This window comes from Catenibacterium sp. GCM10023432 (assembly GCF_042651925.1).
Lineage (GTDB): Bacteria > Bacillota_I > Bacilli_A > Erysipelotrichales > Coprobacillaceae > Catenibacterium > Catenibacterium mitsuoka.
Genome location: NZ_JBHSEB010000039.1, coordinates 1 through 20,952, shown reverse-complemented (window position 1 = coordinate 20,952; position 20,952 = coordinate 1). Strand labels below are relative to the sequence as shown.

The 20,952-nt window shown below is 35.1% G+C and carries 23 protein-coding genes; 4 read left to right on the top strand and 19 right to left on the bottom strand.

Annotated features, from left to right (window positions below; genetic code table 11):
• Positions 1-118: 118 nt before the first annotated feature.
• The 16 genes from proC to ACFOZZ_RS05630 all read right to left on the bottom strand — a co-directional run bounded on the left by proC (position 119) and on the right by ACFOZZ_RS05630 (position 15,069).
• Entirely contained in the window at positions 119-898 is a 780-nt protein-coding gene (gene proC, locus ACFOZZ_RS05705) for a pyrroline-5-carboxylate reductase (protein ID WP_055289071.1), read from the bottom strand.
• A gap of 41 nt (positions 899-939) precedes the next feature.
• Positions 940-2,013, bottom strand: coding sequence for a cell division protein FtsZ (gene ftsZ / locus ACFOZZ_RS05700; protein WP_055289069.1), 1,074 nt, complete (start codon positions 2,011-2,013; stop codon positions 940-942).
• A gap of 14 nt (positions 2,014-2,027) precedes the next feature.
• Positions 2,028-3,293, bottom strand: coding sequence for a cell division protein FtsA (gene ftsA / locus ACFOZZ_RS05695; protein WP_055289067.1), 1,266 nt, complete (start codon positions 3,291-3,293; stop codon positions 2,028-2,030).
• A gap of 109 nt (positions 3,294-3,402) precedes the next feature.
• Complete coding sequence (locus tag ACFOZZ_RS05690) at positions 3,403-4,176, bottom strand: cell division protein FtsQ/DivIB (RefSeq protein ID WP_147556498.1); 774 nt, start codon at positions 4,174-4,176, stop codon at positions 3,403-3,405.
• 2 nt (positions 4,177-4,178) lie between these two features.
• Positions 4,179-5,090: a UDP-N-acetylmuramate dehydrogenase gene (gene murB, locus ACFOZZ_RS05685; RefSeq protein ID WP_055233515.1), complete on the bottom strand. Its 912-nt coding sequence runs from the start codon at positions 5,088-5,090 to the stop codon at positions 4,179-4,181.
• Between the two features lies 1 nt (position 5,091).
• Positions 5,092-6,180, bottom strand: a complete 1,089-nt coding sequence (murG, locus tag ACFOZZ_RS05680) for an undecaprenyldiphospho-muramoylpentapeptide beta-N-acetylglucosaminyltransferase (RefSeq protein WP_279148264.1) — start codon at positions 6,178-6,180, stop codon at positions 5,092-5,094.
• A gap of 11 nt (positions 6,181-6,191) precedes the next feature.
• Entirely contained in the window at positions 6,192-7,532 is a 1,341-nt protein-coding gene (murD, locus tag ACFOZZ_RS05675; protein WP_376814888.1) for a UDP-N-acetylmuramoyl-L-alanine--D-glutamate ligase, read from the bottom strand.
• Positions 7,533-8,501, bottom strand: a complete 969-nt coding sequence (gene mraY / locus ACFOZZ_RS05670; protein WP_278860600.1) for a phospho-N-acetylmuramoyl-pentapeptide-transferase — start codon at positions 8,499-8,501, stop codon at positions 7,533-7,535.
• A 66-nt stretch (positions 8,502-8,567) separates the two neighbouring features.
• Positions 8,568-10,952 (bottom strand): penicillin-binding protein, encoded by a 2,385-nt coding sequence (locus ACFOZZ_RS05665; protein WP_376814887.1) that lies wholly within the window; start codon positions 10,950-10,952, stop codon positions 8,568-8,570.
• Entirely contained in the window at positions 10,952-11,245 is a 294-nt protein-coding gene (locus tag ACFOZZ_RS05660) for a hypothetical protein (protein WP_278780707.1), read from the bottom strand. The genes ACFOZZ_RS05665 and ACFOZZ_RS05660 overlap by 1 nt, the downstream gene beginning before the upstream one ends.
• Positions 11,242-12,180, bottom strand: coding sequence for a 16S rRNA (cytosine(1402)-N(4))-methyltransferase RsmH (gene rsmH / locus ACFOZZ_RS05655; protein ID WP_055233520.1), 939 nt, complete (start codon positions 12,178-12,180; stop codon positions 11,242-11,244). Before rsmH ends, ACFOZZ_RS05660 begins: the two co-directional genes overlap by 4 nt.
• 5 nt (positions 12,181-12,185) lie before the next feature.
• Complete coding sequence (gene mraZ, locus ACFOZZ_RS05650; RefSeq protein WP_278860603.1) at positions 12,186-12,617, bottom strand: division/cell wall cluster transcriptional repressor MraZ; 432 nt, start codon at positions 12,615-12,617, stop codon at positions 12,186-12,188.
• Between the two features lie 187 nt (positions 12,618-12,804).
• On the bottom strand, positions 12,805-12,981 hold the full coding sequence (gene rpmF / locus ACFOZZ_RS05645; protein WP_006504992.1) for a 50S ribosomal protein L32: 177 nt from the start codon (positions 12,979-12,981) through the stop codon (positions 12,805-12,807).
• A gap of 14 nt (positions 12,982-12,995) precedes the next feature.
• On the bottom strand, positions 12,996-13,511 hold the full coding sequence (locus ACFOZZ_RS05640) for a YceD family protein (protein ID WP_278780706.1): 516 nt from the start codon (positions 13,509-13,511) through the stop codon (positions 12,996-12,998).
• Between the two features lie 137 nt (positions 13,512-13,648).
• Positions 13,649-14,251 carry a hypothetical protein gene (locus ACFOZZ_RS05635; RefSeq protein ID WP_376814886.1) on the bottom strand — a complete coding sequence of 201 codons (603 nt, stop codon included), beginning with the start codon at positions 14,249-14,251 and terminating at the stop codon, positions 13,649-13,651.
• Positions 14,248-15,069, bottom strand: coding sequence for an HAD family hydrolase (locus ACFOZZ_RS05630; RefSeq protein ID WP_329966388.1), 822 nt, complete (start codon positions 15,067-15,069; stop codon positions 14,248-14,250). Before ACFOZZ_RS05630 ends, ACFOZZ_RS05635 begins: the two co-directional genes overlap by 4 nt.
• Before the next feature lie 200 nt (positions 15,070-15,269).
• Between ACFOZZ_RS05630 and ACFOZZ_RS05625 the strand changes: the two genes are divergently transcribed.
• Both ACFOZZ_RS05625 and ACFOZZ_RS05620 read left to right on the top strand, forming a co-directional pair.
• Entirely contained in the window at positions 15,270-16,646 is a 1,377-nt protein-coding gene (locus tag ACFOZZ_RS05625) for a hypothetical protein (protein ID WP_376814885.1), read from the top strand.
• A 76-nt stretch (positions 16,647-16,722) separates the two neighbouring features.
• The gene (locus tag ACFOZZ_RS05620) at positions 16,723-17,190 is read left to right on the top strand and encodes a YbaK/EbsC family protein (RefSeq protein ID WP_286696570.1); all 468 of its coding nucleotides are present in this window, start codon (positions 16,723-16,725) and stop codon (positions 17,188-17,190) included.
• Here the strand turns inward: ACFOZZ_RS05620 and ACFOZZ_RS05615 are convergent.
• Genes ACFOZZ_RS05615 through ACFOZZ_RS05605 form a run of 3 tightly spaced genes read right to left on the bottom strand, consistent with a single transcriptional unit; the run spans position 17,161 to position 19,121 of the window.
• Complete coding sequence (locus ACFOZZ_RS05615; protein ID WP_055233523.1) at positions 17,161-17,712, bottom strand: SOS response-associated peptidase; 552 nt, start codon at positions 17,710-17,712, stop codon at positions 17,161-17,163. The two genes, ACFOZZ_RS05620 and ACFOZZ_RS05615, sit on opposite strands and share 30 nt — an antisense overlap.
• A 30-nt stretch (positions 17,713-17,742) precedes the next feature.
• Positions 17,743-18,228 (bottom strand): HD domain-containing protein, encoded by a 486-nt coding sequence (locus ACFOZZ_RS05610; protein WP_055233524.1) that lies wholly within the window; start codon positions 18,226-18,228, stop codon positions 17,743-17,745.
• Between the two features lie 50 nt (positions 18,229-18,278).
• Positions 18,279-19,121, bottom strand: a complete 843-nt coding sequence (locus ACFOZZ_RS05605) for a YitT family protein (RefSeq protein ID WP_070101827.1) — start codon at positions 19,119-19,121, stop codon at positions 18,279-18,281.
• A 70-nt stretch (positions 19,122-19,191) separates the two neighbouring features.
• On the opposite strand from ACFOZZ_RS05605, the gene ACFOZZ_RS05600 reads away from it, so the two are divergent.
• Together ACFOZZ_RS05600 and ACFOZZ_RS05595 are read left to right on the top strand one after the other, a co-directional pair.
• Positions 19,192-19,824, top strand: a complete 633-nt coding sequence (locus tag ACFOZZ_RS05600) for a Crp/Fnr family transcriptional regulator (RefSeq protein ID WP_055233526.1) — start codon at positions 19,192-19,194, stop codon at positions 19,822-19,824.
• Between the two features lie 57 nt (positions 19,825-19,881).
• Positions 19,882-20,868: an asparaginase gene (locus ACFOZZ_RS05595; RefSeq protein WP_055289056.1), complete on the top strand. Its 987-nt coding sequence runs from the start codon at positions 19,882-19,884 to the stop codon at positions 20,866-20,868.
• Positions 20,869-20,952: the final 84 nt, after the last annotated feature.

Sequence of the window (20,952 nt, the reverse complement as noted above, 5' to 3'; positions counted from 1 at the left end):
CTTATATTACCACCATTCATTTCGCTTGTAAAGGCCTTTTTTGCGATTTTATTCATTTTTTGTTAAAAAATATAAAAAGTAGTCTATAGACACTATTTTAGTGCCTATAGACTACTTTTTATCTATTCATTGACTTTTCAATCGCATTAATAAATGCTGAACGCATACCTGCATCTTCTAATGCTTTTACACCTCTAATAGTAGATCCACCAGGTGAAGTAACATTATCTTTTAAGACACCAGGATGAAGATCAGTCTGTAACTGCATCTTACCTGATCCTAGTACCGTCTGACTTGCAAGCTTATAAGCCATCTTTCTAGGCATTCCCTGCATAACAGCACCATCTGCTAACGCCTCAATGACCATATAGATATAAGCAGGTGCACATCCTGATAATGCGCCTCCTACTCCCATTAAGTGATTAGGGACAACTTCGATTTCTCCTACTGAAGAGAATGCTTCTTTAATATAGTTAAACTCTTCTTCAGTTAAAGAATGTTCCTGTTCTAATAAGCACATACCTTCTCTAACAGCCATTGGCGTATTAGGCATAACAGTTAAGTGTCTTGTTGAAGCATCTAGTAAAGTGTTATATTTATCAAAGTCATAACCAAGAACAATGGAAACAACGGCCTTGTTTTTGAGATCTTCTCTCACTTCAGAAACAACTGACTCAATAACCTGTGGTTTAACACATAAGAATATAATTTCACTTTCAGAAACGACTTCATGTGCATTACTTTTGGCTTTTATACCAAAAGTACTCATCTTATCAAGCTGTGCTTTATTTAAATCATAAGCACATACCTGTCCACCTGGGATAAAACCAGATTCTACAAATCCTTGGGCAATAGCACTTGCCATATTTCCCATGCCAATAAAACCAAATTTATGCATAATAAATCCCCCTTGTAAAAAAAAGCTAACATAATGTTAGCTTAGATTTTTCTATTTCTAATAAATCCTGGTAATGGATCTTCATCATCGTCATCAATGACAGAAGATGTTTTATTTCCATGCACTGTATATATCTGTTTTGGAGTAACAGGTTCTTCTTCAGGCTGATCTTCTTCAAAACCAGTAGCAATGATAGTAACGATGATCTGGTCATCTAACTGATCATTAGTTGCAACACCCATAATAGTATTGACTTCTTCACCTACTGATTCCTGAATAGTTGCAAACGCTTCATTTGCATCAAATAATGACATGCTTGGTCCACCTGTAATATTAACAATCGCATCCTTAGCACCTGCGATAGAAATATCTAATAATGGTGAAGAAACGGCACGTTTTGCAGCTTCCTGAGCCTTGTTTTCACCATCAGCCATACCAATACCGATAAGTGCATCTCCACGATCCTTCATAACTGAACATACATCAGCAAAGTCGAGGTTGATTAATGCTGGAATCGCAATTAAGTCAGTAATTGTCTGCACAGACTGACGTAAAATGTTATCTGCTTCTCTGAACGCTTCATTCATTGGACGTCCACCAATAACTTCAAGAAGACGATCATTTGAAACAACAATAATAGAATCTACATTCTTACGTAATTCTTCAAGTCCAGCCAAAGACTGTTTCTTTCTTCTTGGCCCTTCAAATGTGAAAGGAGATGTCACTACACCTACTGTTAAGGCACCTAAATCTCTTGCAATCTTAGCGATGACTGGTGCACCACCAGTACCTGTTCCGCCACCCATTCCAGCAGCAACAAAGACCATGTTGGCATCAGATAAAGCTTCTCTGATTTCATTTTCTGATTCCTGAGCTGCTTTACGTCCAACTTCTGGATTTCCTCCAGCACCTAATCCCTGAGTTAAATCCTTTCCTAAGAAAATCTTATTAACACCAGTAATTCCTTTTAATACCTGAGCATCTGTATTTGCAACATAGAATTCAACACCTTTTACTCCATCAGTGACCATTCTATTTACGGCGTTATTTCCACCGCCACCTACACCAATAACTTTTATTTTTGCAACTTTCACAAAGTCTAAATTTTCATCCATTGTCCTACCCTCGCTTAATCATCATTAAATATCGAATCAAAAAACTTTCTAAACTTGCCTTGATGATGAGTTGTTTCTGTCTTAGCCATCGTTAAGCCTCTCACTTTCAAACTCATCGTACTAGATAGATCAGGAAGAACCAATGAAACTTGGTCATCACCAATCAATTCTTTACGATCATCTAAGCAATATAACATACCTAAACAAGGAACAAGAGACATATCTCTAGCCCCTACTGTTTCTGGTCGATAACATCTTACAGGTGTACCTAAAACATCTGTTGCGATTAAGTTCAGGCAAGGCAGTTCGCCTCCGCCACCTACGACAACTGTTTCATAAGTACGTCCATCATTGATGGCTTCCAAACAATTCTTGATTTGTGCCATCATTTCCCAGACTGCTGTCTGTAATACTTCAGCCAAATCTTTCTGAGTATAGTTCTTTTCAACTCCATCTACTATCGTAGTATGGATAACATCTTCTTCACCAAGATCATTTTCACATGTACCATATTTCACTTTATAAATCTCAGCCTGTTCCATTGAAATCTGCCATGCATCCGCAATTGCAGCAGTGAGTGTATAACCACCCATTGGAATAGTCTTTAAGTATTTAAGGTATCCTTCTTCAAAGAAAGATATTGTTGAATGATCATGTCCGATATTGATCATCACAGCACCTTCTTGAAGATAAGCTGCATCAAATGCTTCTTTTGCAGAAGCATAGGCATCAATAGTAATATCAATAACATCTAATCCTGCTTTTTCTACAGCCGTTAAGTAAGAATACAATACTTTCTTGCTTGTAGTAATCACAAGTGTTTCTACCTTCAATGAAGCTGAACGTAAGCCAAGAGGTATACGATCTACTTCTTTAGTATCCAAACGATACTTTACAGGAATAGTTGATACAATTTCCTCTTTCTTACTCTTTTCAAAACGCTGTGCAATCTTTAATGCACGCACAACATCGCTGATTTCTATCTTATCCTGAGGTGAGTTCACCTTGGTAATACCTTTAGATTCATATGTTCTTGCATAATTACTAGGAAGAACAAGAGCTACAGATGTAATTGTTGTATTTAGTTCATCATCTGCTTCTTTTATGATTGATCTGATTTCATCAACCAGTACTTCTTCATTCTTAATCAAGCCACCTTCAATAGCATGACTTGCTAGTTTTTTCGTGAAGAGTATATTAATATTTGTGCTCATCAACTCTGCGACAAGTAACTTCAGTGTCGTAGAACCGATGTCTAAAACAGCATATATTCTTTTCATAGACACTCTCCTTATATATAATCTTATTTTATCATAATTACATACTAATGAAAACGATTTATAGATTACTTATCACAAGTTACATTTATATGACTACTTAAGTCATTTCTTACTCACATTTAGTCATATATAAATTTCTTCCCTCAAACGAGAATACACAAATATCCCTTTTACTTTGCATATAAGCCGAGTAATTGAAGCGTGATGGTGATAATGTATCCTTCATGTCTTCAATATCTACAATCAGTTTTTTTCCATCATCAAGAATCAAGGCTACTCGTTCATCATATCCCTTTTCTGGATAATAAACGATATCACTTACAGCATTTCTAATAGTAACAGGAATAGAAGCATACTGACCTGCGAGTTCTTCTACTGCCTTTAAATCATTAAATCCTGAAATCTTAGGAATCTGTTTAAGACCTGTATAATTCATACCTTCAACAACTTCAATAAGCTTTCCTTCTTCAGTCACCACATAAGTCTTGTTGTTAAGTTCCATATAAGCCACTAAACCTGCTTCCTGGATTTCAATAGAGACACCACCCAAAATGTTATGAGTGACATACGCCTTAGTAACGAGCCCTGTCTTTTTCAACTTCTTCTTAATTGTGTCATTGTTCAACAACAAGTGATAAGTATGATTTGTAATACCTGATTCCTTCACAATCAGATCTTTTGATAGCTGAGAATTACCAGTGACATGAATAGACATGACTTTTGATAATGGGGATACAATATATCCTAAAATAACTAGAAGAATTATACCGATAAGCATCAAACGACGCTTTCTTCTTTTTCTTCTTCGTCTGCTCTTTTCAATCAATTCACGTGATGGGCTGCGATCATATTCATTGAATAGAAAATCGGGCTTCTTATCCATATTTAATCCCAATTCACTAAAATAACTTCTTTATGAAGCTTAACTCCAAACTTCTCATAAACAGTCTTTTCAACAAGTCGAATAAGATCAAGTATATCCTTAGCACTTGCATAGCCATTGTTTACGATGAAATTTGAATGTTTAGGTGATACCTGTGCACCACCAATTTCATAACCACGCAACCCAGCTTCATCAATATAACGCCATGCAGGTTTTTCATCTGGATTTCTAAAGACACTTCCTGCACATGCGAAATTCCATGGCTGTGTACTCATACGACGTTCTTTACGTTTATCAAGCACTTTACGGATTTCCCCAGGATCTTTCGCTGTCATTTCAAATGTTGCATCAAGAATAATCCAATTTGGATGCTTCTGTAATACGGAATGACGATAAGAGAATTCCATATCTTCCTTGCTTAATGTAATCACATTGAGTTCATCATCAAGTACGCGTGCGCACTTGAATACATCTGCCATACAATACTTATAAGCACCAGCATTCATAAAAATGCCACCACCCATATCTCCAGGAATACCACCCATGAATTCAAAGCCTGATAATCCTGCTTTGGCACTTGAATAAGCTAAGGCAATCATAGAAACACCTGCTTGTGCCACAATAGTGCTGCCATTCATCTTAACATCATCAAATGATTTCATTGAGATGATCACACCATCATATTCTTTATCACTAAATAGGAGATCACTGCCATTACCAATAACCATGTGTTTAATGTCATGATCACGGCAATATTTTAGAGTCTGAATAAGTGAATCGATATCTTTTGCTTTAACGAATATCTTGGCAGGTCCACCCACTTTATAGGTTGTATGCTTGTACATAGGTTCATTTTCAATCACCTTGCCTACTTCCATAGACATAAGATCTTCATATACCTGCTTCACATCCATATTAGCGTCCTCCTGTTAACTTTAAAATTTCTTTATAAATATCCTCACATGCATGAGGTTTACCTAAAGCAAGTGCTTTTTGTGATAATTCTTTACGCATTTCCTCATTGTTCATATACTGATCAACGACTTCTACAAATGCATCTGCATTTAAATCCTTTTCAAGGATAAGATGTGCTGCACCCTTGTTGACAAGTTCACGGGCATTATATTCCTGATGATTTGCTACCACATATGGGCTAGGAATAATAATAGATGCAGTACCTAGTGCTGTCATTTCAGCAAGAGTTGTAGCTCCTGCACGACTGACTGCTAAATCACAACTATGTAATACGCTTGGCATATCTTCAATATAAGGTAATACATGAATAGAGTGACTTAAGTCCTTAAGTTCTTCCTTCATCTTTTCATAATAAGTCTTACCCGTAACATAAAGCACATCATAATCTTTATGATCCATCTTATGTAATGCATCCTTCATAACTGTATTGACTGTTGCAGATCCTAATGATCCCATAACAATCACCATAACTTTTCTATCAGGAGCAATATTATAAAGATCATGCACATCTTTAAGTACACCTTCAGATACAACAGAAGCACGAGGGTTACCAAGTAGCTTAGTCTTATCCTGAGGGAATGCTTTTAAAGCTTTTTCATAACAGCAAATGATTTCATCTACACGTTTAATTAAGATTTTATTTGTTAAACCAATGATGGAATTCTGTTCATGAATCATTGTCTTATAACCCTTCTGAGTTGCCGCTAAAACAATGGACGCACTTGGATATCCACCAAACCCGATCACGATATCAGGGTTGAATTCTTTTAAAATCTTCTTAGAAGACTTTAAAGACTTTAAGAAAATTAAAGCATTTTTTGCCTTCTGCAAAGGATTACCTACAAGACCTTTTACATGTAAACCACGATAATTAAGTCCCATCTGAGGTACAATCTGAGACTCTAGTCTATCTGTTGTTCCAACAAATAAGAATTCTGTATCTGGATTACATTTTTTAATATAATCAACTAAGGCAAGAGCAGGATAAATATGTCCTCCTGTTCCACCAGCACTTACTATAATTTTCATTTAACCCACTCCTATAACTTGTTCACGATGTCCTTGAAGACATTTCCTCTTTCAACATAACTATGGAATTCATCAAATGAACTTGTTGAAGGAGAAAGCAATACAACATCGCCTTCTTTGGCAATTTCTTTTGCTTTTAAAACAGCATCTTTCATATGATCTACAACAATAGTATAAGGATGTGCCATATCTTTAGAGAAACGTTCCTTTGTTTCACCAAAACAGATCAACGTTTTAATAAGAGGATTCAGTTCTCTCACATCTTTTAAATCAAGATTCTTTTCATGACCACCCATCAATAAAATAACAGGTTTTTCAAATGCTTTAATCGCAATCACTGCGGCATCTGTATTTGTTCCTTTAGAGTCATTATAATAACGTACTCCATCAAGTTCTCTTACAAATTCAATACGATGCTCTACACCCTTGAATGCTGCAAGTGTATCATGTATAGAATCAAGTGAGACACCTACTGATGCGCATGATGCAATAGCCACCATCATATTGGCTACATTATGCAAACCAACAATCTTGATTTCATCACGATCTATAACCTTCTGACCTTTGTAATAAATGGCATTGTCTTTAAGTTCTACATCTCCCTGTCCCTTGACAGAAAATGTTTCAATACGTGATGGAACTGGATACTTTGCTAAATATGACTGTAAAGTCTCATCATCGCTATTATTAATAAATAAATCTTTCTCATCCTGGTTCATATAAATACGCATCTTAGATGCATAATATTCATCTAAAGAATCCATATAATCAAGATGATCAGGTGTTAAATTTAATACAGTAGCCACTTCAGGCTTAAATTCTTCAATATCAATTAACTGGAAGTTAGACATTTCAACAACGATATCATGTCCTTCTTCTTCATATAAATGTTCATTTAATACAACTTCACAATAAGGAATACCGTAGTTACCGCAAATATGTGCCTTGCGACCTGCAGCTTTTAAGATTTCATAAATCAAAGTCACAGTCGTAGTCTTTCCATTTGTTCCTGTTACAGCAATATAATGCTGCTTTTTAGCCACCTTATAGCCTAATTCAATTTCTGTATAAACAGGAATACCACGTTCTTTTAAACGTAAGATAAATGGCGCATGATAATTAATACCTGGATTCTTAACTACAAAGTCAAAATCTCTTTCAAATAATTCATCTGGCTGTCCGCCACATACCATTTCAATTCCTTCACTCACATATGTGTCATATTCAGGAATATCTTCTTTTTTCTTTGATTCATTTATAGTGATATCAGCATGCATGAACTTTAATAATTCAACTGCTGCCTTTCCACTTTTTGCAAGTCCTAATACAAGTACTTTTTTGCCTTTAAACATTTATAACACCCCTAACAATAATCCAATAATACCAGCAATAAATCCGACAGCCCAGAAAGTGACAACAACCTTATTTTCACTCCATCCGCACATTTCAAAATGATGATGAATAGGTGCCATCTTGAAGACTCTCTTACCTCTTGTCTTAAATGAAATAACCTGAATACATACAGATAAAGTTTCAATTAGTGGCACAATACCAACAATAAGCACAAGAAGTTCCTGTTTAGTGATGACGGCAAATGCCGCAAGAATACCACCTAAAGCAAGAGAACCACAATCACCCATGAAAATCTTAGCTGGATGTGCATTGAATACTAAGAAACCAGTCAAACCACCCATTAATGCAGCACCAAATATTGCTGCTTCAATATTCTTGCTTAAAATTGCAAAAGCGACAAATGGTGTTAATGCAATGATCATAAGACCTGTTGCAAGTCCATCTAATCCATCTGTTAAATTTACGGCATTAGATTCTGCAGTAAACATGAAATAAACAAAGACTGGATAGAACCATCCAAGATTCATACTAATATGAGCAATAGGAATAATAATTTCTGTTGAGAAATTAGGTAAGAATTTTTTCGCTAAGAAATAGAATGCAATTGCCACAACTGACTGCATTGCATATTTATAGCTTGGCTTCAACCCTTTATTGCTGTGCTGCACAACAATGAGATAGTCATCAATAAATCCAATGATACCGAATCCTAATAATGAGAATGTCAATAAGTTGACATAAGGATTCATGAAATTCTGATAGTGACAGATATAAGCAGCAATCACAGTAGCTACAATGAATACCACACCACCCATTGTAGGTGTACCACCCTTTTTCTTATGAGAAGCGAGTCCCTCTTCTCTTTCCACCTGTCCAAACTTTAATTTATGTAAGTAAGGTATAACCTTAGGCATTGCGACAAGTACGAGCGCTAATGCCACTATAAAACTGATCATTAATAGAAACATGAAAATTTCCTCCCTCTATTTTACCCCACAAGTGTAGCATAATATGGGTGTAAATACAATGTCACTTTATTTTGCATAAAGCTCAATGACAGTGCCTTGTTTCAGTTCAGTTCCCTTTGTAATACTCTGAGCATAAATAGAACCCAGACCATTCATCTTAATTTCAACACCTGTCAATGATGCAAAGGCTTCTGCTTCTTTACGAGACCAGCCAAGCATTGAAGGCATTGTATATTTCTGTCCATCTGTTAACACGAGAACTTTAGATCCTGTTGTTACTTCAGTTGTACCAGATGGATACTGTCCAATAACAGTAGAACCATCACCAATTACAACAGGTGTTAATGAATGCTTCTTTAAGATGCCTTCCACATATTGTGTACTCTGGTTCATATAGTTATTTAATACATAAGGTGCTGTATTCACCTTTTCAGTATCTTTACTTAAGATATTTAATGCCGATTTAATAATACTCTTAACAAGTGTGCCAGAATAATTTGTACCGCTCTTTTCATTCTGGAACCAGACAATCACTTCTACTTCAGGATCACGATAAGGTGCCATACCAACAAAGGAATGTGTATGTTTTGTAGATGAATAAGCACCATTTTCCGCAATCTGACCAGTACCTGTCTTACCGATGATTTCAACTGATGAATCCTTATAATCACGACCTGTAGAACCATCAATATTAACAACACCATAAAGAAGTGTTCTAATCTGTGCAACTGCTTCAGTAGAATAGATTTTCTTAGAATAAGAAGTCTTGGCACTATAAAGTGTTTTACCATTTGTTGGATTAACAACTTTTTCTACTAGATAAGGCTCTACTGTACGTCCGTCATTCGCAAATGCTGAATAACCTCTTAACAGCTGTAATGTCGTGATAGAAGACCCTTGACCAAATCCAGTAGTGAAATATTCAAGACTCTTTGTTTTACCATCAAAGCCTTTTACACCACTTCCTGAAGACAAGCCATCCACCTTACTTGTCTGGAATAATCCAAGATTCTTATAATCTTCAATAAGACTGGACATATTTGTATGTTCAGCAAGAATATGACAAATAGCTGTATTTGAAGAATGGTACAAACCATCACGATAAGTAATGCGACCCCATCCTATTCTATTATGGTCATGAATTGTTGCAATCACACGGCCATTAGATATATAGTCATATGTTCCTGAGTTATATTTACTATCTAAGTCTAATACACCATCCGTTAAAGCATTCGCATATACAAATGGCTTGAAAACCGAACCACATTCAAATGCTTCGTTGAGGAATGTATCATTATAATTTGAAAAATTACGTTTATTAGGATCAAATGAAGGGTAGTTAGAAATCGCCAGCAATGCACCTGTCTTCGCATTCATAACAGCAGCACAAGCTTTAGTTGCATCCGTATTTTCCTGCATATCTTTCATTAATGAATCCAGTTCTGTCTGAAGAGTAGAATTGATTGTCAAATAAACATCATTACCACTTACTGCCTTCTTGTCAGAAATAACACCATTAGGCAATGTATTACGTTTAGAATCTACCAAGTAGATTTTTTCACCATTTGTACCTTTAAGCCAGTTATTGTAGCTCTTTTCAATACCCATCTGTCCAACGATATTGTAAGGATCTGTTTCTGCAGCCACAGCTGCATATCCTACTTCATAACTTGCAAAATCACCAAAATGATAATTACGAGATGTAATTTCATCAAATTCAAGACCTGGCAATCCTAATGATTGAATCTTTTCTTTCGTGATTGAAGAAAGATTACGACCATAGTTACCAAATTCCACCTGATATGTTTTCTTAGTCAAGCGGGATAAAACTGTTTGTTTTGAAACACCTAAGATAGGTGCTAACAGTTCTGCTGTCTTATTCTTATCCACAACATAAGCAGGAACTTCTTTACTTGTATAGCACTCCTCTAGAACCACTTGTAGAGTGTATGTATCAGCAAATCTATTTTTGGTGAATCTAAAACCCGGAAGTTCTAACGCTTCGATTTTTGCTTTCTTTCCAGCTGAAAGCTTACTACCACACCCACCAAGTTCTACTGAATCAGCTTTTTTATTTAAGCTCTTCATAATTGCATCTTTAGATACACCTAGAATAGGTGCGAGCTGTTCTGCCGTCTTATCCTTATCTAGAACATAAGCAGGTACCTTTTCTTTACTATAACGTTCAGAAAGAACTGCTCTTAACTTATATTTTTTTACATCCGAAGCGATGATTTCATTATCACTTGTATAAATAGTACCGCGGGCTGCCTGAACAACCTTAGTCACTTGTCCTCCTCCACGATTTTTCGCAAAGTCTCTCACGTTGACATTACTGATCATTGTCTTACCTGTTGTACACAAATAACAGACATTGATTCCTAACACAATCATCATAAAAAGGAATACAAGTATAACAACCTGACCACTTCTATTTCTAGATTTCTTCATTATTCTTCAGCTCCTACTACTGCAGCAGCTGCAGAACTAGGCTGATAATCATAACCTTTCTTTGTTGCAACATCTTTCATACGTGAAAAAGAAGCCAATTCCTGTTTAGACATTTCTAAAGCATCAATATCTGATTGTACTTCAGAAATTTTATCCTGTGTCTCTTTGATATTTGCATTTAATTGTGATTCATAAGAATTCAAATAAATACTACCTACCAAAAATAGCACAAAAGAGAAAGCAAGCAACACTTCTGTCATTTTTAAAAATCTTGATTTTCTTCTTTTCATCATTCATCACGTATCCTTTCTATAACCCTTAATTTAGCTGAATGAGAACGTCTGTTCTCAGATAATTCTTTTTCATCTGCCACAATAGGTTTTCTTGTTACTTTCTTAAAATGAGGCTGATATTCCTCCGGAATAACTGGCATACCCATCGGCAAGTCTGGTACTGCAGTCTTTTCATTAAACATATACTTAGTGATCTTATCTTCTAATGAATGGAAACTGATGACTGCAACACGTCCACCTACGTTCAATAAATCTAATGAATCTGTCAAAGCACGTTCAAATACATTTAACTCATCATTGACTTCAATACGAATAGCCTGGAATGTACGTTTAGCTGGATGACCACCTGTACGTCTTGCACGTGCTGGAATTGCCTTTTTCACAATTTCCACTAATTCAAAAGTTGTTTCAATAGGCTTAACCTGTCTTTCTTTTTCAATCATTCTTGCAATCGATTTTGCAAACTTCTCATCTGCATACTTATATAAAATAGTCACTAAATCCTGGTAAGAGTAGTTATTCACCACTTCATATGCACTTAATGGCTGTTCCTGATTCATACGCATATCAAGTCTTGCATCTGTATTGTAGCTAAATCCTCTTTCAGCATTATCAAACTGCGGAGATGATACACCCAAATCAAATACAATACCATCCACCTTATAAACACCTTCCATCGAAAGTCTTGCTTTAATTTCCTTAAAGTTCGCATGGATGATTGTAAAGTTATCCGAAATTTGAGACAGTCTTTCTCTTGCTGCCTCAATTGCATGTGCATCCTGATCAAAACAGTATAAATGCCCTGTTGTCAGTTTTTCTAGAATACGAGAACTGTGTCCCCCTCCTCCTAGAGTACAATCCACATAAATACCATCCTCTTTTATATTTAATGCATCAATTGTTTCATCTAATAATACACTATAGTGTTCAAACATATTTATCATTCCTCATTTTCTGATATTCTTTCTGACAATTCATCAAACTGGTCATCATATTCATCATAGAATGCTTCCCACTTGGCAGTATCCCATATTTCAATATGTTCACCAGCACCAACAATAGTACACTCCTTCTCTAAATGAGCATGTGTACGTAATACCTGGGGAATATTGATGCGACCTAATTTATCAAATTCGCTGCAATTCATACGTGAAGTCACCATACGCAAATAAGCACGTTCTTCTTTCTTCTTATTAGAGAGTTTCTTTAACTCTTCATAATAAGTCTGCCAGCCTTCTTCTGTATAAATATCAAGGCAGCCTTCGTGGCCTCTCATGATATAGACATGGTCTCCGCATTCTCCGCGGAACTTAGCAGGAATGCTCAAACGGCCTTTAGTATCTAGATTGTGCTTGTACTCGCCATAGAACATACCTTACTCACCACACCTTTCCACAATTTTCCACCTTTTTACACTTGTTACCACTATTATAGACTTACAATCCACATTCAGACAAGAAATTTATGGAAATAAAACAGAAAAAAAAGATTTCTAGCACAAAACGCTAAAAATCCTCTTAAAAATAAAAAAAAGAGAGACTTTCATCTCTCCAAAGGAATTATTTTACATCCTTAACTTTAACGCCATTATAATAACCACAATGACCACAAACTCTATGTGCTAATTTGAATTCACCACATTCTGGACATTTAACAACTGCAGGAGCTGATAATTTGTCATGAGTTCTTCTCTTGTCTCTTCTTGTACTTGATACTCTTCTAAATGGTACTGCCATCTTGTTCTACCTCCTTATTCCTGATCCTTGAAATAATCTTTGAGTTTTGCTAAACGGGGATCGATTGTATCCTCTTCTTTTGCGACTACTTCGCTTTCATCCATAACTTTCCAGCCTAAGCCGCTTGTTTTCATCTTTGCGCCTTCCTTCACAACTCTCATTGGAATAGCCATCATGATTTCTTGGAATATGACAGAAGTAAGATCAGCAACATTCTTTCTTGCTTCTACAACATCTTCGTCTTCATCAGGCTTATAAAACGCAAACACAACATCTGTATCAATAGAAAATGGGTAATCAACATCTTCCAATGATATAGCACAAGGAACAACCATTGTTCCCTGAACATGGTAGGTTACATAAAGACGTTCTTCACTACTATTGAAGTTGCCTGATCCTGTAACTTCCACATCCTTCAAATCATTGATTCGAGATAAGTTATAGAACATTTCTTTAGGAAATGTTATCGTTTCTTCGAAATCAAATTTTCCATTTTTCTGTTTGACTAACCAATTACGATTCCATTTCACCTTGATCACCCTCTATAACTGCATCACCCATTATAATGAAAACGAGATTATAAGTCAATCAAAAAAATCATTTTCTAATGGGCATTAATCGCATATTTTTTTAAATGCATTTGCGACCGTGTGTATTCTAACATAGTTTATTCAAAAAAGATAGATAAATTTTCAAAAAGCCATTTAAAACCTCTAATCATTCTTTGACCTGGTTCAGTGAAATGACCGCCATTCTCTTCTATATATATACATATGTTATTCTTGCTTAAGTAATGGTAGGTTTCTATTGTATTTTGTCCTACTGTACACATTAGTTTATTCTTAGTCTTTGATTCCTTTCTACCTAGAGATAAATAAACAGTTCCTTTTCGATGAATCGTATGAAGATAGTTCATCCAGCCTGGAAACCATAAGGAACCCGATGCACTCATACATCCTATAAAAGATTGATGTCTTCCATACATCCATAAACTAAACAAGCCACCAAGAGAATAACCCGCAATAAGATAATGATGAGAAGAAGTCATAGTTGAAAGAATCCACTTTTCAAGTTCCTTCCCCTTTCCGCCAAAACCGTCTGCAGCCCAAGGAGATAATTCATCATTCCAATCCTTGATGACCGGTGCAATGAGACAATAGTCTCTTGTAAATGATTCTACAATTGAAGTGCAATCATGAAAGAAACAGAAGATATAAACATCAGCATCTTGATTGCCATAAATCTGGCATTCTCTTCCATAATAGATCATATTAGTTTGTAATGCTCCATTGCATTATATATTCCATCATTATCCACTGTATCAGTCACATAATCTGCAACAGCCTTTGCCAATTCAGCCCCATTGCCCATTGCAATAGCAGTACCAGCCATTTCCAACATTTCTATATCATTTGTAGAATCACCAAATGCATAGGCATTTTCTATTGGTTCACCAATAGACTCCATGAAATTTTGAATAGTCGCCCCTTTAGATACACCTTTAATCATCATTTCTCCAGCCTTTGCACCAAATATTGATGTATAGCCTCCAGCTGGTATAAAAGTCAAACTTGGGTCTAATTCTTTCATGAATCTCTCAGCTGCTTCTACCGTATCAAAAGTCGCATCAATCTTAAGAATTGGATTATTCTCTGTTTCAGCCATTGTCTTCATACTCTTTTTCTTGAACACTTCTTCAACAGGTTCATCAAATTTCTTTTTGAACTGTTCTTCAAACATAGCATGTGTATAAGGATTCTGGTAACCATATTTCCAGTCTATAATTTGATAGCCTCCACCTAATTCTTCAATAAGTTCAAGTGTTTTCTTTACAACATCTTCTGAAATGATTTTCTGTAATACTGGTTTACCATCACGAATCACTGCTGCACCATTCGCAATAATTGCATCTTCTATTCCTGTAAAAGAAATTTCCTTTGTCATAAAATAACTTCTTCCTGTGCAGAAGAAACAATGATGTCCATTCTCTTTTGCTTTCTTAATAGCCTCTATTGCACTTTGTGGCACAGTATGTGTGACATCACTTAATAAAGTACCATCTATATCAAAAAATAAATATTTCCCCATATGTTTTCTCCTATATCAATAGATTATAGTGTAATCTCTTTTAAGTATTATAGTATAAGAATCCATAAAGAAACATCATTTTCTAATTATGAACAGCTTTTCAAAACTATTTTGACAAGAATCTAGCATCATTTTTCAATATATTTAAAAAATCTCTCATTTCAGCATCGTTCTGATATACTATTGTTGAGGTGATTATTATGGATGAATTTTTAAGAGATATACATACATTATTATTCAAGGAATGGATTCTCATTCAGTCTATTGAGGGCTGTGATATTAAAGAAGAAAATAAAAAAGTTATTCTCACAACGCCTTATTGTCATGCCGAAGTGGTATTTAATGACCATAACCTGATTGAATTATCCGTCACAAATCTCGTCACTGATAAGATAGACTTCTATCTTCATTTTCAGATGCATACTATGAGTCATGCCATTTCTTTATATGAAGAAATGCTTCAATGTGTTAAACAATTGATCAATGAACCTCCTGTTCGTGTTCTTTTAACATGTACAAGCGGCCTCACTACAGGTATGTTTGCCGCACAACTCAATGAAGCGACTACGCTTTTATCTAAGAATTATGAATTTGATGCGATTGCTTACCATGAACTCTATGATATTGCGAAGAATTATGATGCGATTCTTGTGGCTCCACAGGTGAGCTCTAAAAAGACAAAACTAGAAACATGCTTTAAAAAGAAGATAGTACTGACTATCCCCTCTACAATATTCGCAAAATATGATGCAGGCGCATTATTAGAATTCTTAGATGAACATCTATCGTCTCGTCGTCATCCAACTACGGCTTGTTTACCTGTCATTAGTCGTCCAGTACCTCATCAGACAAAGATTTTAACCATTGCGACAGTTCGCACAAGTCATCGTACAAGAATGATATATCGTGTTTTTGATCCTAACAACAAAATATTATTAGATAATGAAGTCGTTAAGTTTGATTTTCAAGTGAATGACCTCTTTGATATCCTTGATACAGTATTACTCTTTCATCCAGATATTCCTATTATTGGAATTAGTCTTCCAGGTATAATTCATGATGGTTATATGGACTTCCGTGACCAAAGAATCAATGTCTTAGGACCGCTTAATAAACGTTATCCAAATAAACGTTTCTATTTATTTAATGATGTCAATGCCCTTGTATCTGGTTATTATATTTCACAGAATGAATACCAGACAATCTCTTTTCTTTATCAGCCATCCATGTGCAGACCTTGTGGTATAGGTTCTGTCTTTAAAGGACAATTAATAGAAGGAGCGCATAAGATAGCAGGAGAAGCCAAATATCTGCCATTTAACAGAGAACAATTTCAAAAGACACCAGAGGAACAATTAAAATTCCTTGCCTATCAGGCTGCTGCAGTCATTTCTATCTATGATCCTGAAATATTGATCGTATCATGTAAATATACTAATAAACATGAGTTAAGAGAATTATTAAAGAAATACTTTCCAGAAGAATATCTTCCCGATATTCACTTTATTGAACATTTCAAGGAATATGGATTGCTAGGTGCTTTGATTCTTTCTATCCAAGAAGAAAATAAAGGTTGAGATTATTGAAAAACTCAGTTTTTATGGTATAATCCTTATCAACATATCTAGTTAGTATGTTGACAGGAGGGTTATTATGTCTTTAAGTTCTGTTAGAAATTATTTCAAACAATATAATTTGGATACACATATTGTAGAGTTTCCTGTATCAAGTGCGACCGTGGAACTTGCAGCACAAGCTATTGGCTGTAAAGAACAGGAAATTGCGAAAACAATGTCTTTTCATGTTGGGGATGAAGTCATTGTAATTGTAATGGCCGGAGATGCAAGAATCAACAATAAGAAATATAAATCATTCTTTCACAAGAAAGCTAAAATGCTTCATGGAGATGAAGTAGAATCTTTGACTGGTCATCCAGTAGGTGGTGTTTGTCCTTTTGGATTAAAAGAAGGTATTAAAGTCTATCTTGATGAGTCTCTAGAACGTTTTGATCATGTTTATCCAGCATGTGGCAGTCCTAATAGCGCTATTAAGCTCACTATTCCAGAATTAGAAAAATATGCCCACCAGGAATCATGGATTGATGTCACTGATATCATCTAATGATATTTGTTTATGAGAACCAAGGACTTCTAAAGAGTCTTTGGTTTTTTTGTATACTCTTCCTTCATTAAGCCATAAATCTATATCTTCAAATGAAACAATGACAGGCATTCTTGTATGAATGTTAGACATGATGTCTTCTGCTTCTTTTGTAAGTATTGTAAAATAATTATCATGATAGATACCTGCAAGATAAAGAATATGATTATTAGTAAAGCGATATTGCGCATGCGCTCTATCCCATTCATAGAAACCACTGATTGGAATAATACATCTTCTTTTTACTGCATCTTCTTTAAACATCTTCTTTTCCAATACTGTTTCTATGCGTGCATTAAAGACACGTTTTTGATTTAATGGATAACCCCATGTCTTATAGTCTCCATAATGACCCTTCAAAATAATAAAGCCTTCCTCTCCTGGATGAATATCTCCATAAGGAAACATATGTCCATCAGGAATAATGACCCATCTTGTTAAATCATATTTCAATTGTTCATCTAAATAATAACGTCCACACATAATAATCCTCCAAAAAAAGTCATAGAAAAACTATGACTTAAACATTGTATCTAATATATGCTTACCTGTTTCTGTTTCAAAAAAACTCTCTTTGGCATGCTGAATAGATTCAATAGAAGCATTCCCTTCAAATGCATTGACTAAAAAATCTGCTTCCAACAAGATACGATAATCCATTCCTTCTACATTAGTATATGTATGATGATGCGCAATCAAGAAACATATTCTTTCTATATCATCTTCTTTAAATCCTAAAGAAGTACATATTTCTCTTGCAGGTGCAGGACCTTCCTGTTCCTGCAGTTTTCCATTTTGAAAGCCATATTTCTCTTCTGATACACGTATTCCAATATCATGTAAAATACTGGCTGCTTCTAATACAAATAGTGTATGTGCATCTAATCCTTCTTTTTCACCAATTAATTTAGAGAAGCTATGTACCTTTATAAAATGCTGGATACGCTTAGGATCTCCATAATCAAATTCAATCATCTTCATCATTAATTCATTCAACATATTTATCACCTATATCTATTGTAGCACAAAAAGAAAAAGACCCGTAGGTCTTAACGTGATAATGTATATCCTTTTCCAATGACTGAATGAACATCACTCACAAAAACAAAGGAAGTAGGATCTATTTCTACAGAGATTTTCTTAATTGTCGCAATCTTTTTATACTGTGTGACCACAAGTATCACCTGCATATCTTCTCTTAAATAACCTGTTTCCGCTTTTAATAACGTGAGCCCAACATCAATTTCTTTATAAATGCGTTCTCTGATTTTTTCATATTCATGACTCATAATCATGATTTCACATTGTGATTGACCATATGCCAATACTTTATTGACTGTTATAGTACAGATCATAATCGCAAGAATACCATATACATTCTTCATAAAGGGATTAGATGCCACCTGAATCAAAATAACTGTAATATCACATACATTCATAACGATAGAAACAGGGACTTTGAAATACTTCTGTAAGATGACACCAATAATATCAAAACCACCAGAAGATCCATCACCTAAAAGTACAAGTCCTACCCCTGCCCCAATGAGGACACCTGCAAGAATTGCACTCATCAAAGGATCAGAACTCATTTCAGCTAAGAGATTATATTTTTGACATAGATCTAATCCAAATGGAAAGATAATACTGACAATTAATGTCTTGAAAATGAATTCTTTACCAATAAATATATAACCTAATATAAATAATATCGCATTACAAATTAATACAAGAATTGAGACTGGTAATGGAATCATCTTACTTAAAATAACACATAAACCTGTTACGCCTCCTGCAGCGAAGGATTGTGGTAATACAATCATACCAAGTGCTATATCAGTCAAAGCGACACCAACCAAGATTTTTACTATTGATAATACCTTTTCCTTCATTTTCATCACCCAGGAATATTATAATGATAAAAAGAGACAATACAGTAGCCTAGGCTACAATGGAGGACATATGAATATCATTATTCCAGAAAACTATTTTTATTTTTTTGAATCAGTAGGTGAACGTTGTGTCTTGCCTTCAAAGACAGTCATCTTTTATGAGAGTGATGATGCGAATGATATCTATCTTTTAATCAAAGGTCGTGTCCGTGCTTATTTAAGCAGTCCACAGGGGAAACAGATTACCTTGGAGGTATTAAAGAAAGGACGTATTTTTGGTGATGGTTCTTTTTTAAACCATTCTGTACGTAAAGCGAATATGGCCACAATTACTGATGTAGAATTCATCCGTTGTCATATTACTGATTTGATGCCTATATTACAGAAAAATAATGATCTCATGATACTTATGCTTCAGCATCTGACTTCTACATGCAACTATTTAACACATACAATTGAAAGATTAGTGAACTATAATAGTACACAAAAGGTAGCTGACTTCCTTCTTATTGAAACAGATAACGGAAAGAAATCCATTCCTTATACACACGAAGATATTGCAGGATGTTTAGATATGAATAGAGTAACGGTATCACGTATTATGAAGAAATTAAAAGAGGAAAATGCTGTAGAGTATGAGTATGGGATTGTTTCTGTAACGGATTCTAAAACATTGAAACATATTCTAGAACACACTAAATAGAGGTTATTGCATTCAAGTTTTGTTTTAAATATAATTATGAGCGAGGTGTAAAAAAATATGAAAAAGAAAAGAATTGCGATTATTGCAACAGGTGGTACGATTGCAGGAAGTGGTGCTGCAGGTAAAACAACAAATTATGAAGCAGGCACTATTTCTGTAGATGAAGTATTGGATTCTATTCCAGATATAAGAGATCGTGTTGAGATTGTTTTAGATAATCTCTTTTCTGTTGATTCTAATGAAATTGATGATCAAAGATGGTTGATCTTAACTGAACATATTAATAAACTTGCAGATCAGCAGGATATTGATGGAATTGTTGTCACTCATGGAACTGATACAATGGAAGAAACATCTTACTTCTTAAACTTAACAGTCAATACATTAAAACCTGTTGTTTTAACAGGTGCGATGCGTCCTGCAACTGCAACAAGTGCCGATGGACCATTTAACTTATTCCAGGCCATTATGCTTGCAAGTCATAGCGAAGCTTGGGGTCGTGGTGTAATGTGCTTATTTTCAAGTACTATCTTCTCTGGTAGAGATATCCAGAAGATCAGTAATTATAAGATCGATGCCTTCGACCAGAGAGCTTTCGCCAATCTTGGTTATATGAAGGATGATGAAGTCTATTTCTCTTCTCAGCCATTAAAGAGACATACTACTTATTCAGTCTTTTCACGTAAACCAATCAACGATTTAGCTCATGTCGCAATTGCCGACTACTATGTGGGTGCTTCTCCTGATATTCTTGACTTTTTAGCAAAAAATAATGAAGGTATTGTGATTGTCGGAACAGGGAGCGGAAACTATTCCAAGGCGTGGCGTCAACGTATTGAAGAATTATCTGAACAGGGTATTGTCTTTGTACGTGCGAGCCGTGTAACGAACAGTATTATCTTCCAGGATGATTATTTTGATCCTAAGCATGTATGTCTAGGGGCTAATAACCTATCTCCTTATAAAGCACGTATTCTATTAATGCTTTCTCTAACAATCACAAAAGATAAAAAAGTAATTAACGATTACTTCTTAAACTACTAAAAAAAGGCTCGAAAGCCCAATGTCATTAAGTTAAGAATTGACAGCTATCAAGGCATACAAACAAAATGTATGCCTTTTTTATTT